At 48.4% G+C, this 15847-nt stretch carries 16 protein-coding genes; 6 read left to right on the forward strand and 10 right to left on the reverse strand.

Annotated elements, in window-relative coordinates:
• Window position 1 precedes the first annotated feature (1 nt).
• From ACZOTW_RS00595 to nifU, 4 genes are all read right to left on the reverse strand, one after another.
• A complete protein-coding gene (locus ACZOTW_RS00595; protein ID WP_428045247.1) occupies window positions 2-1468 on the reverse strand; it encodes a bifunctional metallophosphatase/5'-nucleotidase in 1467 nt (488 codons plus the stop codon).
• Between the two features lie 65 nt (window positions 1469-1533).
• A complete protein-coding gene (locus ACZOTW_RS00600; protein WP_483997203.1) occupies window positions 1534-2976 on the reverse strand; it encodes a bifunctional metallophosphatase/5'-nucleotidase in 1443 nt (480 codons plus the stop codon).
• Window positions 2977-3022: 46 nt separating this feature from the next.
• Window positions 3023-4192 carry a cysteine desulfurase NifS gene (gene nifS / locus ACZOTW_RS00605; RefSeq protein WP_483997204.1) on the reverse strand — a complete coding sequence of 390 codons (1170 nt, stop codon included), beginning with the start codon at window positions 4190-4192 and terminating at the stop codon, window positions 3023-3025.
• Window position 4193: 1 nt separating this feature from the next.
• Window positions 4194-5039 carry a Fe-S cluster assembly protein NifU gene (gene nifU, locus ACZOTW_RS00610; protein WP_483997205.1) on the reverse strand — a complete coding sequence of 282 codons (846 nt, stop codon included), beginning with the start codon at window positions 5037-5039 and terminating at the stop codon, window positions 4194-4196.
• 111 nt (window positions 5040-5150) lie between these two features.
• On the opposite strand from nifU, the gene ACZOTW_RS00615 reads away from it, so the two are divergent.
• The 6 genes from ACZOTW_RS00615 to ACZOTW_RS00640 all read left to right on the forward strand — a co-directional run bounded on the left by ACZOTW_RS00615 (window position 5151) and on the right by ACZOTW_RS00640 (window position 10895).
• Window positions 5151-5981, forward strand: coding sequence for an NAD(+)/NADH kinase (locus ACZOTW_RS00615; RefSeq protein ID WP_483997206.1), 831 nt, complete (start codon window positions 5151-5153; stop codon window positions 5979-5981).
• The gene (recN, locus tag ACZOTW_RS00620) at window positions 5981-7639 is read left to right on the forward strand and encodes a DNA repair protein RecN (protein ID WP_483997207.1); all 1659 of its coding nucleotides are present in this window, start codon (window positions 5981-5983) and stop codon (window positions 7637-7639) included. The genes ACZOTW_RS00615 and recN overlap by 1 nt, the downstream gene beginning before the upstream one ends.
• The gene (locus ACZOTW_RS00625; protein WP_177746555.1) at window positions 7623-7922 is read left to right on the forward strand and encodes a hypothetical protein; all 300 of its coding nucleotides are present in this window, start codon (window positions 7623-7625) and stop codon (window positions 7920-7922) included. The genes recN and ACZOTW_RS00625 overlap by 17 nt, the downstream gene beginning before the upstream one ends.
• Window positions 7923-8056: 134 nt before the next feature.
• Window positions 8057-8401, forward strand: a complete 345-nt coding sequence (locus tag ACZOTW_RS00630; RefSeq protein WP_177746557.1) for a hypothetical protein — start codon at window positions 8057-8059, stop codon at window positions 8399-8401.
• A 53-nt stretch (window positions 8402-8454) separates the two neighbouring features.
• Window positions 8455-9792 (forward strand): outer membrane beta-barrel protein, encoded by a 1338-nt coding sequence (locus ACZOTW_RS00635; RefSeq protein ID WP_483997208.1) that lies wholly within the window; start codon window positions 8455-8457, stop codon window positions 9790-9792.
• On the forward strand, window positions 9792-10895 hold the full coding sequence (locus ACZOTW_RS00640; RefSeq protein ID WP_483997209.1) for a glycerate kinase: 1104 nt from the start codon (window positions 9792-9794) through the stop codon (window positions 10893-10895). The genes ACZOTW_RS00635 and ACZOTW_RS00640 overlap by 1 nt, the downstream gene beginning before the upstream one ends.
• Here the strand turns inward: ACZOTW_RS00640 and ACZOTW_RS00645 are convergent.
• From ACZOTW_RS00645 to glmS, 6 genes are read right to left on the reverse strand one after another with little or no spacing between them, the layout of a single operon-like run.
• Window positions 10890-11105, reverse strand: coding sequence for a hypothetical protein (locus tag ACZOTW_RS00645; RefSeq protein ID WP_428041578.1), 216 nt, complete (start codon window positions 11103-11105; stop codon window positions 10890-10892). The two genes, ACZOTW_RS00640 and ACZOTW_RS00645, sit on opposite strands and share 6 nt — an antisense overlap.
• Before the next feature lie 56 nt (window positions 11106-11161).
• Window positions 11162-11812, reverse strand: coding sequence for an HAD family hydrolase (locus tag ACZOTW_RS00650; protein ID WP_483997210.1), 651 nt, complete (start codon window positions 11810-11812; stop codon window positions 11162-11164).
• Window positions 11813-11856: 44 nt separating this feature from the next.
• Window positions 11857-12756, reverse strand: a complete 900-nt coding sequence (locus ACZOTW_RS00655) for an alpha/beta hydrolase (RefSeq protein WP_177746567.1) — start codon at window positions 12754-12756, stop codon at window positions 11857-11859.
• Window positions 12757-12765: 9 nt separating this feature from the next.
• A complete protein-coding gene (locus ACZOTW_RS00660) occupies window positions 12766-13656 on the reverse strand; it encodes an NAD(P)H-hydrate dehydratase (RefSeq protein ID WP_483997211.1) in 891 nt (296 codons plus the stop codon).
• Entirely contained in the window at window positions 13653-14000 is a 348-nt protein-coding gene (gene acpS / locus ACZOTW_RS00665; RefSeq protein WP_483997212.1) for a holo-ACP synthase, read from the reverse strand. Before acpS ends, ACZOTW_RS00660 begins: the two co-directional genes overlap by 4 nt.
• A complete protein-coding gene (glmS, locus tag ACZOTW_RS00670) occupies window positions 14000-15841 on the reverse strand; it encodes a glutamine--fructose-6-phosphate transaminase (isomerizing) (protein ID WP_483997213.1) in 1842 nt (613 codons plus the stop codon). The genes acpS and glmS overlap by 1 nt, the downstream gene beginning before the upstream one ends.
• Window positions 15842-15847 lie beyond the last annotated feature (6 nt).

A 15847-nucleotide genomic window follows, 5' to 3' on the forward strand; every position in this document is an offset into this window, starting at 1 on the left:
ATCAGCGTTTGATAATTCTCCCGGTTTCGGGGGCAGTTACCGGCCCCTTTTTAAGGGCGTCTTCCATTAAATCGCGGATAGTTTTATTTCCGGCTAATTTTTTGTTTTCCGCCGGAATTTGCTTAAACATCCAGCCTTCGCTCCCGCCACCGGCAATATAAGAATTGGTAACCAACGTATATTTCTTGTTGTTTTCTACGGGTTTTCCGTCTATAAACAGTTTCAGGTCTTTCACCTTTCCGCGTTTTGTTTGTTTATAAGTAATCGTCAACCCGGAATAAGTATATAAACTGCGCGGGGCAAAACCCTTTTTTACAAATTTCTTTAAAAATTTACCGTCCACCGTTACCAGCGTAACCGTATTATCAAACGGATGGATTTCAATCAAATCGCGTTTTGTTACTTCCCCCTTTTTAAGGTCCACGCGCGTGCCGCCGTTGTTGTGCACGGCAATCTGCGCACCGGAATAGTTGCGGAGTAAGTCGGCAATCCAGTCGTTAAGCGGGGAATCCTGGCGGTCCTTGGATAACGGAAGTTTGGACAAGGTTTCCTTGGCTTCGCCGACTACCTCATCCACCCCAGGCTCACGCAAGGAATCAACATATTCCTTCATCGCTTTATCCTCGCCCGTTTCGGCTATGATAAGCGGAACCAGTTCGGACTTGGCAGATAGCACCTTGCCCGTTTTGTCGTCCGTTTCCACGGTAATACGGCTTACGTTATTTAAATAGCAACCGCTTTCTACAAATAACGTACCGTTTACATATTTGTTTTGCAAAATGTTGTGTGCGTGCCCGCCCAACACCACCTGCACGCGGCCTTCAAAACGCTTGGCAATTTCCCCTACATAGGAGGCCACCCCGTGTTTTTCGTCTTTAAACGAATCGTGCACGATAACCACCACGAAATTAGGCTGTTTGGCTTCCACTTCCTTTAAGGCTTTTTCCAAAGCATCAAACGGTTTACCATAGGAGTAGGACTTCGCCGGATTGGTGGGAGTGCGGTTGGCTAGCCCAATAACGGCTACTTTAATGCCATTTACATCAAAAATTTTATAGGGCTGTACAGTGGCAGGATATTTGCCCGTAGATTTATCAAAAAAGTTGGCGGCCAAAACAGCAAACTGTGCATTGGCTAAAATAGGCGCAACCGCGGCATCTTTAAAGTCAAATTCGTGGTTTCCGATAGTGGCCGCGTCGTAACCCATACGGTTCATAATTTGCACCGCTTTTAAGCCTTTGGAGTTACGGGTTTCCACAGTGCCGTTGGCAAAGTCCCCGCTGTCCAACAGCAAATAATTTTGCGGGCCTTTTTTCAGCACGGATTCTAACGCGGCAAAACCGCCCTGTCCGTTGCGCGGAAAGAAAAAGCCGTGCACGTCGCTGGTATGATAAATCGTAGTCGTTTTAGCCAGTAAGGCTACGGGCAACAACATTGCCGCAAACAGCAAAAGCCAAGTTTTTTTCATTGGAAACCTCCTTAAAAGCAGATAATTTATCCTAACAAAAACGACGGGATGTGTTCAAGTTGCTCTTATTTTTGCTGATAGGTAATCCTGCCGGTCTGGGGCGTAAATAACTCGCCTGACGATAGCGCTTGCTCAATTAATTGGCTGACCTTTTGGTTGCCAACCTGTTTTTGGGGCAAATCCGTAAACAATGCCTGCCTGGCAATATAAGAGTTCGTCCCCACGCGATAGATTTGACGCTTTTCAAGCGGTTTGCCGTTTATCTTTATTTGTAAATTTTTTACACGGTTAGGACCAATTTTATCAAAAGAAACTGTTATGCCGGAATAAGTGTATTTATTCCACGGCACAAGCCCAGATTTAATAAACTTTTTGAGAGTATAACCCGGCACATCCATAGATATTAAAACATCGTTAAAAGGAAATAAATCAATCAGTTGGCGGCGAGTCAGCGACCCGGGCAACAAATCCATACGAGTACCACCTGTATTGTGAATAAAAATTTCCGTTTTGGTTATTTTACGTCCTTCATCTGCTAACCAATCGTCCAGTTCGCCGTCTAACGTATTAGGTAAAATCGGCTTTTTGGACAGGCGTTTGGTAATCACCGCCACCTCGTTATCAAGCCCCGGCTCCCGCAATTCTTCGGCCAGTTTAGCAACGGTTTTATCTTGTCCCACCTCGTCCACATTTAAGGAGATTAACTTCGCTTGGGCGGATAAAAATTTACCTGTTTCGTCGTCCACGTTCACCGTGATTTTGGAAACTGCTTCCAAGTGCGCTCCGCTTTCCACATACAAGGTGCTTTCTAAATATTCGTTGACTATTTTATGCGCGTGCCCGCCTAACACCACCTGCACCCGCCCGGGGAAATGCTTGGCAATTTGCCCCATATAGGGCAAAATATCGTGTTGGTAATCCACAAAAGAATCGTGCACAATCACGATTACCACGGCAGGATCTTGTTTTTCCACTTCTTGCAAGGCTTTAGACAGAGCCGTAAGCGGTTTAATAAAAGTATATTTTTGCGTGGGCTGTGAGGGGTGATTATTGGCTAGTCCGATAACCGCCACCTTGATACCGTCCACATTAAACACGCGTGCAGCCTGTACGCCTGCGGGCAAGAGTCCCGTTGCTTTTTCGCGCAAGTTAGCCGCCAAAATAGAGAATTTAGACTCTTGGATGAATGCGGTAATCCCAGCATCCTTAAAATCAAATTCATGGTTGCCGATAGTAACGGCACTATACCCCACGGCGTTCATCAGTTGCACGGCCTTGGCCCCTCGGGAGAATTTGGCTTCTGCCGTACCATTGGCAAAATCCCCGCTGTCCAACAGAAGAAACGGTTTTTTCTCGTGGTTGATCACATTTTTTAAAGCGGCAAAACCGCCTATTTTATTTTGGGGATAAAAAAAACCGTGAGTATCGCTCGTATGAAAGATAACTAAGGTTTTGGAGGAAACAACTAATGGAAATAACAGTAATAAAATTAGCAACAGTTTTTTCATTTGACTCTCCTACATAAATAAACTGCTCCCCTAGGGAGCAGTTTATTTAAGCGGCAAAGCGCGAAAACGGCGAAATTTTACGCAGCCGTTCAATAATTGGAGGCAACTCTTTGAGCACCAGGTTTATATCGTCTTCGGTCGTTTGGTCCGAGAGCGAAAAACGGATAGAACCGTGCGCAAACTGGAAAGGCACCCCCATTGCACGCAAAACGTGCGACGGCTCCAACGAGCCGGACGTGCAAGCCGAGCCCGAAGATGCACAAATGCCAAAATCATTAAGATACATCAAAATAGATTCACCTTCAATGTAGCCAAAACTGATATTGGTGGTGTTCGGCACGCGGTTGGATACGTCTCCGTTTACCTTTACATCCGGGATAGTGGCTAAAATGCCCTGTTCTAATTTATCGCGCAAGGCGGAAATTTTGGCGGGAACACCGTCCGCAAAACGCTTTTGAGCAAGTTCCGCCGCCTTAGCAATCCCCACAATGTACGGTACATTTTCCGTGCCGGCGCGGCGTTGTTTTTCCTGGTGTCCGCCCATTAAATAGGGCATAAACCGGGTGCCGCGGCGCACATAAAGCACGCCAATACCCTTAGGCCCGTGAAATTTATGGGCGGATAAGGATAGCATATCTACGCCTAAATCTTGCACATCAACCGGAATTTTACCCACCGCCTGTACAGCGTCCGTATGAAAAATAGCCCCGTTCTCGTGCGCGATTTGGGCAATTTCTTTAATTGGGAAAATGGTTCCCGTTTCGCTGTTGGCAAACATTACGGAAACGATAGCGGTATCTCCGTCAATGGCTTTTTTAAATTGGTCCATATTAAAGCGACCAAATTCATCTACGCCAATGTAATCCACGCGGTAGCCCTGCGCTTCCAAATAGCGGCACGGCTCCATAACAGCCGGGTGTTCCACAGCCGAGGTAATAATATGTTTCTTCCCCGGGAAAGAACGCACCGCGGAAAAAATAGCCGTATTGTCGCTTTCCGTCGCGCAAGATGTAAAAATAATTTCGTCCGCGTACGCGGCACCCAAAAAATCAGCCATTTGCTTGCGGGAAGCATCAATCACGTGGCGGTTGTTGCCGCCAAAAGTATGCATACTGGATGCGTTGCCGTATTTCTCGCTAAAATAAGGAAGCATCGCTTCCACTACTTCGGGAACGCATTGGGTTGTGGCGTTATTATCCAAATAAATCACTTTCATATTAAGCCTGTTCCACCGTCAAGGAAGAGTCCACTTTTTCTTGCAAGGCTTTTTCAATAACGTGTTTGAGCGTCCCCGCCGCACCGGCGCACCCGCTGCACATACCCACCAAGCGGACCTTTACCACCGTACCGTTTACGTCCACCAGTTCAGCAGAACCGCCGTCCATATTTAGCATCGGGCGGACGTCGCTTTCCAGCACTTGTTCAATTTTTCTAATTTTTTCCACAAGTGTCATTTGTGCAAAAGTTTTCGGCGCGTTTGAGGCTTCGTTTACTCCGTTTACTTTATCTAAAATCTTTTGGATTTCGCCTTTGCAACGGCCACAACCGCCGCCCGCTTTGGTAAAGTGGGTTACATCATCCACCGTTTTTAAGTGGTTGGCGCGGATAGCCTTGATAATCGTTTCTTCCGACACGTTAAAACAATGGCAGACAATCTTTTCCGACTGCTGTTCAAACACCACGGCTTTTCCGCCTTGGCGGTAACTCTTAACGGCGGCCTCTAAGGCTTCCATCCCCATTACCGAGCAGTGCATCTTTTCGGCGGGCAAAGTGCCCAGCGCGTCCGCAATATCCTGGTTAGTGATTTTGGACGCTTCGGCAATCGTTTTGCCCTTGACCATTTCCGTCAAAATAGAGGAGGAGGCAATCGCACTGGCGCAGCCAAAAGTTTCAAACTTAGCGTCTTCAATTACGTCCGTATCCTTGTTAACTTTAATCGTCAATTTGAGGGCGTCCCCGCACACCAGGCTGCCGACTTGGCCCGTACCGTCGGCGTTGGGAATGGCTCCCACGTTGCGCGGATTTTTAAAATGATCCATTACTTTTTCCGTATAGTCCCACATAGTAGGCCCCCTTTCTTTTACCTTATATGTATATTATATCATTTTGGTCTAGTGGGGCCTGCGTGCGGTAAGTCTAAAAAGGGTTATTTGTTTTTTGCTAAAATAAAAGTAATGCAATTCCGCTCCGCAGCCGTTTTTTACAATATCCGCAAAACCTCCGTCGCACCGCTGGCGCAGGAGGTGCGGGATTATTTGGCCCAAAAAGGCTTGGCGATGCGTGTTATTACGTCGCTTGATGAGCTGGCGGAACACCCGGCCGATTTGCTCGTAAGTATGGGCGGAGACGGCACTATGCTTTGCTGTGCCCGCGCCGCCGCGCCGTTGCATATCCCGATTTTTGGCATTAACTGCGGAACGCTCGGCTTTTTGGCCGCGTGCGAAAAAAACGATTTTAAAAATTCTTTACAGCAGTTACTGGACGGAAAATGTGCGCTCAACGAACGCTTTATGCTCCAAACCCGTTTGTTGGACCAAGACGGGCAGGTGCAAGAGTTTCTGGCATTTAACGATTGTGTGTTGCGTGCCGCCGAGCCGCGTTCTTTTTTGACACAAGCCGCTTTTAACGGAATAAAAATTCCGTCTTATTTCGGAGACGGAGTGATTGTTTCCACTCCTACCGGCTCCACAGCCTATTCGCTGGCGGCGGGCGGCCCGATTATTGAACCCGAAGTTGATGTGCTTTTAGTTACGCCTATTTGTCCGCACACCCTTAACCAACGTCCGCTTATTTTGCCAGGTAATGCCACGCTCACACTCGCGCCCACTTTCAAACAGGAAACCAGCCGCGCCCTGGCCAGCATTGACGGACAAATTAATTTATCCTTGCCGCCCGGCGCTAAATTGGAAATTACCCGCAGCCCCGTACGGGCAAAACTGCTGTGCCCGAAGGAACGCGGATTTTTTTCTATTTTAAACCGTAAACTGAATTGGGGGAACCGCTAATGCTTTCGCGTCTGCGCGTACAAAATTTTGCCATTATTTCCGATTTAACATTGGACTTTGCACCCGGCTTAAATGTTTTTTCCGGTGAAACAGGTGCCGGAAAATCTATTGTAATTGAAGCCCTGGGTTTTGCCTTAGGCGCACGCGGGGATGTGTCTGTTATTAAAGACGGAGCCGACAAGATGTGCGTTACCGCCACCTTTTCCAGTGATATGCTGCCGGAAAATTTACGCAAGGAATTTCAGATTGCGGGCGACGTTTTTACCTTAAAGCGCGAACTGGACAAAAAAGGAAAAAACAAAGCCTGGGCCGACGGGCGTGCGGTAACAGTTTCCGCGCTGGCCAAAATCGGGCGCGCGTTGGTGGATTTTCACGGACAACACGAACACCAGAGTTTGCTTCATCCGTCCGTACATTTATTACTTTTAGATAAATTTGCCAAACACGATACGCTTGTTAAACAAATGGAAAATGCCTACCGCCAAGTACAAGCCGTACAGGCCAAGTTGGACTCTGCCCGTTTAAGCGCGCAAGAAAAAGAACAACTCTTAGATATGAGCCGCTACCAATTACAAGAAATAGAGGCGGTTAATCCTTCGGCAGAAGAAGATGCACAATTAGAGCAAACCTTACCCAAAATGAAACACGCCGGTCGGCTGTTGGAAATGGCGAGCGAAGCCTATCACGAACTGTACGATGCAGAAGATTCTGCCACCGCCCGCGCGGGCAAAGCCGCACGCGAACTGGAAAGTATGGCGGAATTAGATGAAAATTTATCCGCGCTTGCCGCCGATTTAAACAACGCACTCGTTACGTTAGAGGACGTGGCAGACACGCTTGGCTCATACAAAGATGATATTAATTTAGAGCCTGACGCTTTGGATAAAATGTTAGAACGCCACGAAAAAATCAAACGGTTAAAGGCCAAATACGGTCCGGAAATAGGCGACGTGTTAAAAACGGCGGACGAACTGCGCGAACGCATTAACAATTTGCAAAACTCCGCAGAACACGAACAAGAACTTTTGGCGGAACTGGAAAAGGGCAAAAAAGCCTTGCTTAAATTAGCCGCCGCCTTACACGAAAAGCGCTTTGCCGCTGCACAAAAATTATCCGCCCTGCTGACGGAGCAAATCCGTCCGCTGGGCTTTAATGCGGTGCGCTTTTCCGCCGCGGTAGAAATGGACGAAGAAAACCTAGGCCCGACGGGGGCCGATAAAGTGGAGTTTTTATTTTCCCCCAACCCCGGGCAAGCCCTTCGTCCGCTAAAAAATATTGCTTCCGGCGGAGAAATTTCCCGCGTAATGTTGGGCCTTAAAACCGTGCTGGCTCCTACCGTGCCGGTAATGGTATTTGATGAAGCAGATGCTGGCATAGGCGGAGAAACGGGCTGGCTCGTGGGCGAAAAACTCCACCAAGCCGCCCAAGGCCGCCAAGTGCTCTGTGTAACGCACCTGGCGCAAGTAGCCGCACAGGCAGACCATAACTTTCACGTAACCAAAAAAGCGGATAAAAATTCCACCGAGGTAACCATTATGCCCCTGCAAGGCGAAAACCTTACCGCGGAAATTGCCCGTATGCTTGGCGGAAATGCAGATAAAAATTCAGCCGCTTTTTCACACGCAGAGGAGTTGCTTAAAAATGCAAAACGCTTTTAATAAAATTACCGCCTATTTGCCGCACAACTGGGTGGAATTAAACGGCTTGCGGCGTTTCTTTTTAGTGGTGTTTTATTTAACCTTGGCTATCGGCCTATATGCGGCGGTGTGTTGGGCGGGCACTTTTTTTGCTCCGGCCGGAGATTTGGCCGCCGCGTCCGCGCCGATGCGCCGTATTTACGGATTAGCCGCCCTGCAAGCCGCGTTGGCCTGCGCGGGCATACGCTTTTTTATTTTGGGTTTACAGGTATTGGACGACACCCAAAAAGCACTTACGAAATAGCCCGAATTTCCTTCTTGCGCACGACCGCACAAAAAGGTAAATTAGCGGATAGAAGGAATATCGCCGGGGGCGTGTTCTTTTGATACAATATATGTGTTGGGGGTAAATGCTCCCCTCATAAAAGGAGATACATTATGTCTAATTGCTGCAAATGTGCCAAATGGTTTCCGCACAACTGGCTGTGCTTAAAAGGCTTGTCCGTGTTGTTCCTGGTACTCTTTTATTTGGCGCTTGTTTATGCTGTTTTTCAAGCGTATGCTATTTTCTCGCATCCGCAACTTTCCGGCAGTGAAATGTGGCTTGCCGCCGCGTTCTATGTCGCCAGCGATTTAGCCGCCGCCGTAGGCTTTTTGACCGTAGCCAAAGTATTAAAAGTATTGCGCAAAATCAAAAGTGCCGTAGCGCCGTGCTGCTGCTCTCACGAAGCACCCGCCGAAGAAGAGCATATCGCCGACGTTGTGGAAGAAGAATCCAAATAACTTATCCGGCGGTGCGCCTTGGCGTACCGCCTTTTTTATGTGAGCGAGGTTGTATGAAAAAAAGCGTATTTGCCGTTTTATGTTTATTGTGCCTGGCCTGCGCCGTGCAAGCCGAAACGATTAAAATGAAGTCCGGGGAATTTATCAGCGGGTCTATTTTATCCCAAACCGAATATACGCTTAATTTGGCTACCTCGTTTGGTACCATTACCTTAAACCAACGCGAAATTGAACAAATCTTACCCGACAAACACCGCATTATTTTAAAGGGCGGTACCCAGTTGGTCGGCGTGATTTTAGACTTAGACGAATTTAACCTCAAATTACAAACCGACGACGGCGCCACCGTAAACGTGGATATGCCGCAAATTGTATCTATTGAAGCCTACGATTACGACCGCGGACAAAACGCTCAAAAAGAATTTGTAGAAAAAACACAGCAAGTCCAACAGGCCAAAGAGGAAGCCAAACAAGCGGCCGCCGCCAAAGGTGCAGCCCCCGTAGTGGAAGCCGCCGGAGGACTTACGTTTGACTCCGACATTGACCAAGTGTTTGCCGCGCAAAAGGCCACTGTTGTCAACGGCTCCGTGGTTACGCCTTCCGCCACGGTTACCCAAGCCGCACCCAAATTGCTGACGGACGAAGAAGCCTTTATAAAAGGGGTAAAAACAGGCGCTGTCAGCCAAACAGATTTTGCCAAAGCGGCTAAGGAAGAATTAAATAAAAAGAAAGTAGTTCAGCCGGCAGTAAAAACTGCGGGCAAACCGCGCGAAAAAGATTTTTCCAAATATTTTGCTATCCAGGCGGGGGCAATGCCGCTTGATTTAAAACTGGATAATTCCGCCCGCGACGGCTACGACGCACAAGACGATTCTATTGATGTAGGCGGCACAAGTGCGGCAGTATCCAGCAAATTTTTATGGCGCGTAAAAGAGAGCAATTTGTGGGCGGGTCCTGTTTTGGGTATTGCTAATATAGCCAATGCTTCCTTTGCAGACAAAGACCCTGCCGTACAAGCCGCCAACGCGGCGGACAGTTCCGCCGGGCGCGAGCCTTCTTACCCTGACCCGACCGTAAGAACCAGCGGACAAATTCTTACGTTAGGCGCCGCCGCCAACTATTATTTAAATCCCAACAGCCGCTTCGTTTTTTATGTAACCGCTTCAGCTATGTATGAAATGCTGACCTTAAACTATCGCGGCGAAATGCAAAGCAACTCCATTAAATCAAACGGCTTTGCAGGCGGCGCAGGTGTGGGCGTGGAAACGTGGGTGGACGATATTATGCTCGGCTTGGAAGCGCGCCAAATATTTGCCCAACGCAGCGGCGAACTGAAAAACTCTGCCGCCTCCAACACGGTAATACAAGCACAATTCAGTTGGAAGTTTTAATGAAGATTCTTGTTTTGCCTAACGCGTTTAAAGGGTCTTTAAGCGCAGTAAAAGCGGCGCAAATACTGACGCGTACTTTGCAAAAAAAGCACGAGGTGCGCGCGCTCCCGGTATCGGACGGCGGGGACGGATTTATAGATTTTTTTAAAACCTTGGACCCGCACGCCAAAACCATTTCACTAACCGCCAAAAATGCTTTCTTAAAAAATCAAAAGACTTCTTTTTTACTGCTTTCCGATAAAAAAACTGCTGTGGTGGAAACCGCCCGGGTTTGCGGTTTAGGCAGAGCAAAAAAAGAGGAACTGGACCCGTTGGGTGCGTCCTCTTTCGGTGTAGGACAGGTGTTGTCCAAAGCCGTCCAATCCGGTGCAAAAATTATTTATGTAGGGTTAGGAGGGGTAGCCTGCAACGACGGAGGCGCCGGTATGGCCGTAGCGTGCGGTGCAAAATTATATGACAAAAACGGGGAGGAACTTCCGCTGGGAGCCGAACCTCTTTTGCGCGTAAAACGCATAGATTTGTCGGCCTTACAGAAAAATTTTGCGGGCGTAAAAATATACGGCGTAGCCGACGTAACCAACCCATTGTTAGGCCCCAAAAGTTCAGCCAAGGTTTTCGGTCCGCAGAAAGGGGCATCTCCCGAACAGGTCAAAGTGCTGGATAAAGCAATGGGCGTGTGGGCCAAGGCTCTTGCTGCGGCAGGGGCAACAAATCCCGCCCGTGCCGCCAGTACCGCCGCGGCCGGAGCCATCGCATCGGGACTGTACTCCTGTTTCGGTGCGCAATTAATTTTAGGGGCAGATTTTTTGTTTCAAAAAGCGGGGTTGGAAAAATTTTTTCCGTGGGCGGACCTTATTATTACCAGTGAGGGAAAATTAGACAAACAAACTTTTTACGGAAAAGCCCCCCTGGCAGTACTCCAACTGGCGCACAAATATAAAAAACCCGTTCTCTTTATTTGCGGAAAACTGGATGAAAAGGTTCTTGTCCGCCAAAAACTCGTCCCCCAGCAAATAGCAGTGCTAACCGACTTCGCCCCAGACGAAACTTGTGCGCAACTACACGCAGAAAAATACCTAAAACAAATTGCCCAAAATTTATAAATTAAGGCTCTTGCACAAGGCTACGCCCTCGTCGGTTTTTCCCGTACACTCAATTTGGTTGGGCTTGGAAGAATGTTCAAAATAAACAGATAATTCGGCAATACCTTTCGGTGGATATCCTGTATAGTAAACGTCATAGTACATATATACTTGGTTGGTTCGGGAATTGTTAAGAGAAATTTCTCCCAAAATATTATCAAAATAGGCCACAAAAAACTCCGCAGATTTCAACCTGCGGAGTTTTTTATGCCGTGTAAAACAAAGGGCTACATCACCATATCTAAAATTTCTTGGGGATTTTCGGTCAGGTAGTCCGGCTGATATCCGGCCAAAACCTCGCGCGTACGGAAGCCCCACAACACTCCGCAAACGCGAACCTCCGCATTTTTGGCGGTCTGCATATCCACGTCCGAATCGCCCACATACAACACATCTTCGCGCGCGCAACCTGCCGCAAACAAAATATCGTTTACAATCGTCGGGTCTGGCTTTACAGGTATGCCCTCGCGCTGTCCCAAAACCGCCGTAAAATGAATTTCCGGGAAGAAATATTTTACCAAACGCTCCGTGGCGCTTTGGTATTTGTTGGACGCCACTGCCAATTTGATGCCGCGTTTTTGCAGGGAAGATAACAACTCCGTCATACCCGTATAAGGGAGCGTATTATCAGCCAAATGTTTATCGTAATATTCAAAAAAGACCGGGCGGATTTTAGCCATATACTCCGGGGTTTTGCACCCCTCCGGCAAAGCGCGCTCCAACAATTTGCCCACTCCGTTTCCCACAAAACTTTGGCACTCCGTTTGCGAGCGCACGGGAAGTCCCAGCGCTGCCAAGGCGTGATTGGCTGCGGCAGCCAAGTCCGCAATGGTATTTAACAGAGTACCGTCCAAATCAAAAATCACCAACTGCTTCATATAAACTCCTTACAAAAGTTACCCGCCTCTGGGCGGGTAGAAAATTATAAATACTGCCGGAAAAAATCAGCCAGGCGCTGTTTGTATTCAAACCCGCCCACCTCGGCGCATTTGTTGTGGCGCGCCCCGGGCACGAGCCAAATTTCCTTGGGGTCGCCTGCTTTTTTAAACAGCATTTTGGCCTGTGCCGCCGGGACCAAATTATCATACCGTCCGTGGATAATAAACACAGGGCGCGGGGCAATTTTAGGTATATTGTATTTGGGGCTGTACCGCTCCGGATTTACACCCAAATTCTTGCGGATATAGTGCAAAATAATCGGGATAATAGGAAAATAAGGCACCTTATTATGCACCCACGCCCAACGGGACACCACGCGGCGGAACGAATAATAAGAGGCTTCCGCCACTACACAAGCCACTTCGGGATTACGGGCGGCTTCGCAAATAGCCACCATACCGCCCATTGATAAACCGTAGAGGGCGATTTTTTCGCAAAACTGCGGACGCGTTTCCTTTAAAAAGCGGATAGCCGCCGCCGCATCTTTAATTTCCAAATAACCGATAGAACTCGTTTTGCCGCCGCTTTCCCCCAGCGCGCGGAAGTCAAAGTAAAACAAGTTAAAACCCAAATCGTGCAGAAAATAAGTATTCTTTAAAATATCCGCGCGGTTCATTCCCCAACCGTGCATTAAAATAATTGTTTTATTGGAATATTGGGCACTTGGAATAAACCACCCGCGCAACTGCACCTTGTCCTCGGTTTTAAAATATACATTTTCATAAGGCAGCCCATATTGGTCCGGCCACGCATCCAACGGCTTGCGCTTGGATGTGGGATGTAAAACTTTCTTGGCACAATGCACGCAGAACCAAACGGTAAACAGCGCGAGCAGCGCCAAGGCACCGACAATACTTACGATAACAGTTAATACGGGACTCATACGTCCTCCTTATTTTAAAATTTCGCCAAATGCTTCCGGCACACACGCGGCCGTATCCCGCGCCAATACGCCGTAATCCGTCCGTTTGCGCGCGGCCAAATCTCCGGCTAATCCGTGCAAATATACACCACAGCAGGCAGCCGGTAAAGCCGTATTTAAAAATCCTTTTTGCGAACCCGCCTGCGCCCACAACCCGGCTATCACACCGGCCAACACATCACCCGAACCCGCCTTAGCAAGAGACGGGCCTCCCGTAGTGTTTTGATAAGTTTGCTCTGCTCCGCAGACCAAAGTTTGCGGCCCTTTTAACAGGCAAACCCCGGACGTCTTTTGCTGTAAATCTTCCACCTGGGTTACGCGCTCCTCTGCGGTGGAGGCTATACGGGAGCGCAGTAAACGCGCCATTTCCCCCGGATGAGGCGTAAAAATACAGGGGCGGTTCTTAGGCCACCAAATGGTCCAAGCAGGGTCTTTGGAAAGCGCGTTTAACGCATCCGCATCAGCCACTAATGGTAAATTACAAGTTTGCAAAAACGGAATAATAAGAGGGCTTTCTCCCATCCCCGGCCCCAATACAACCAAAGAGGGTTTTTGGCACGCCGTAAAATCAGTCAGTTCATAAAGCCCGTCGGCGGAAAGCAAGCCGTCTTCGGTTTCCGGCATTGGAAGCGTAATTACTTCCGGCAAAGCGGCGGCAAAAGCAGGCTGCATACTTTTGGGAAGTGCCCAAAACACCAGCCCCGCCCCGGCTAAAAGCGCACTTTTTGCGCACAAATAACCCGCACCGCACATAGTGCGCGACCCGGCCACCACCAGCACCCGACCAAAGGAACCTTTATGGGCCTGTTGCGGACGGGAGGGAAGCCACGAGCGGATTTGTTCCGGCGTAATTAAGTTCATTTTTGCACCACCGCCGTTGCCAACGCATACTCTTTTGTATGCGTGAGCGAAATTAAAATCACCAAATCTTTGGCCCGCTCGTCCGCCACCGTTACTTGCGGGCAACCGTTTTCCAAATTACTGACTTGGATATTTTTAAACGCAATTTCCGCAAACGGGAGCGCCTTAAAAACGGCTTCTTTGGCGGCAAAACGCGCGGCTAAATGCTCGTACTTGTTTTTGCGCGCCCAAGAATAATCAAGTTCGTGCTGTGTAAACAGGCGGGATAAGGCCCCCGGCTTTTGGGCCAAGATTTCTATCCGTTTTACTTCTACGATATCTGTGCCCAAACCGATTATCTGCATTATTCCACCGTTACACTTTTAGCCAAATTGCGCGGTTGGTCAATATCGCACCCCAACCGTTTGGCAATCCAATAGGCCAAAAATTGGAGAAGAACCACATCCAACACCGGCTGTAACAACTCGTTTGTTTGCGGCACAATAAACACTTGGTCTGCCACGTCCGCAGCCAATTTTGCTCCGGCCTTGGTGGTAACCGCCACCACAAAAGCACCCCGCGCGCGGCACTCTTGGCAGGCAGAAAGCATTTTTTCAAACAACGCATCGTGCGGCATTAAAACGATAACAGGAGTGCCTTTATCAATAATGGATATCGGCCCGTGCTTAATTTCTCCCGCCGCAAAACCTTCCGCACTGCGGTAAGAAACTTCTTTTAATTTAAGCGCCCCTTCCAACGCAATGGGAAAATTGACATTGCGGCCCAAAAAGATAAAGCGGTCCGCCTTATAGATTTTGCGGGTTAAATGGCGCACCTCATATTCCAATTTGACGGCTTCGCCCATATCCTTGGAAAGTGCTAACAGTTCCTTATATAACTTTTCAAAAGCAGTCTGGCTCAAATTGCCGTTGGCCTGCCCCAAGAAAGCAGCCAACGCATACATAGATGTAATTTGGCTGGTAAAGGCTTTGGTGGAAGCCACGCTGATTTCCGGACCGCAATGTGTAAAGAAGGTACTGTCGCAAGTGCGCGTAAGAGACGACCCCAGCACATTACAAATGGCTAATGTGCGGAAACCTAATTCTTTGGCTTTTTTAACAGCCCCGATAGTGTCCGCCGTTTCGCCAGATTGGCTGATAGCAATCGCCAAAGTGTTCGGCAATTGCGGAACGGTGCGGTATTTATATTCGCTTGCCAAGTCCACGCTTACCGGAATTCCGGCTAACTGTTCAATATAGTATTTCCCGACCAGACCCGCGTGATAAGCCGTACCGCAGGCAATAATATGAATATTACGCAGTTGGCGCAATCCATCGGTATCCAAGCCTAATATTTTGCCAAAGTCCGTGCGCGCGGTACGCAAGGTGTCTTCAATGGCTTGGGGTTGATCGTAAATTTCCTTTAACATAAAGTGGGCATAGCCGCCTTTTTCGGCGGTTTTTTGGTCCCACGAAATCTTAACGGGTTTTACTTTTTTTTCTTTGCCGTCTTTATCCAATACAGTTACCCCGTCAACGTGCAGAACGGCCACATCCCCTTCTTCCAAAAACAGCACTTTATTCGTATGTTTTAAAAAAGCGGGTACATCAGAGGCTAAAAAGTTTTCGTCCTTTCCCACGCCAACGACCATCGGACTTTGTTTTTTTACCCCAATCAATAACCCCGGCGTGCGCGCCCACATTACTCCGTAAGCATACGCACCGGAAATTTCTTTATTCGTTTTTTGAACGGCTTTCAACAAGCGGTCTTGGTCGTGAGAAGCCCGGACGTGCAGTAAATTTTCCTCAATCAAATGGGCGATTACTTCGGTATCTGTTTCGCTTTTAAAGCGGTGGCCGCGCGCTTCCAGTTTGGCACGCAGGGTTAAATAGTTTTCAATAATTCCGTTATGCACTACAACGATATCACCGGTGCAATCGGTATGCGGGTGGGAATTCTCCTCGCTGGGCTTGCCGTGGGTGGCCCAACGCGTATGCCCGATACCCGTAGTGCCCTTGGGATTGGCAATCAGCGTGGCTTTTTCCAGTTCAGCCACTTTGCCTACGGCGCGGACCGTAACCAAATTGCCGTTTTGCAATACGGCCAAGCCGGCAGAGTCGTATCCGCGGTATTCCAATTTTTTCAAACCGTCAATAATATAAGGGACGCAGTTATTATTCCCTACATAGCCGATAATTCCGCACATAATACG

Source organism: Candidatus Avelusimicrobium sp. (genome assembly GCF_056976295.1).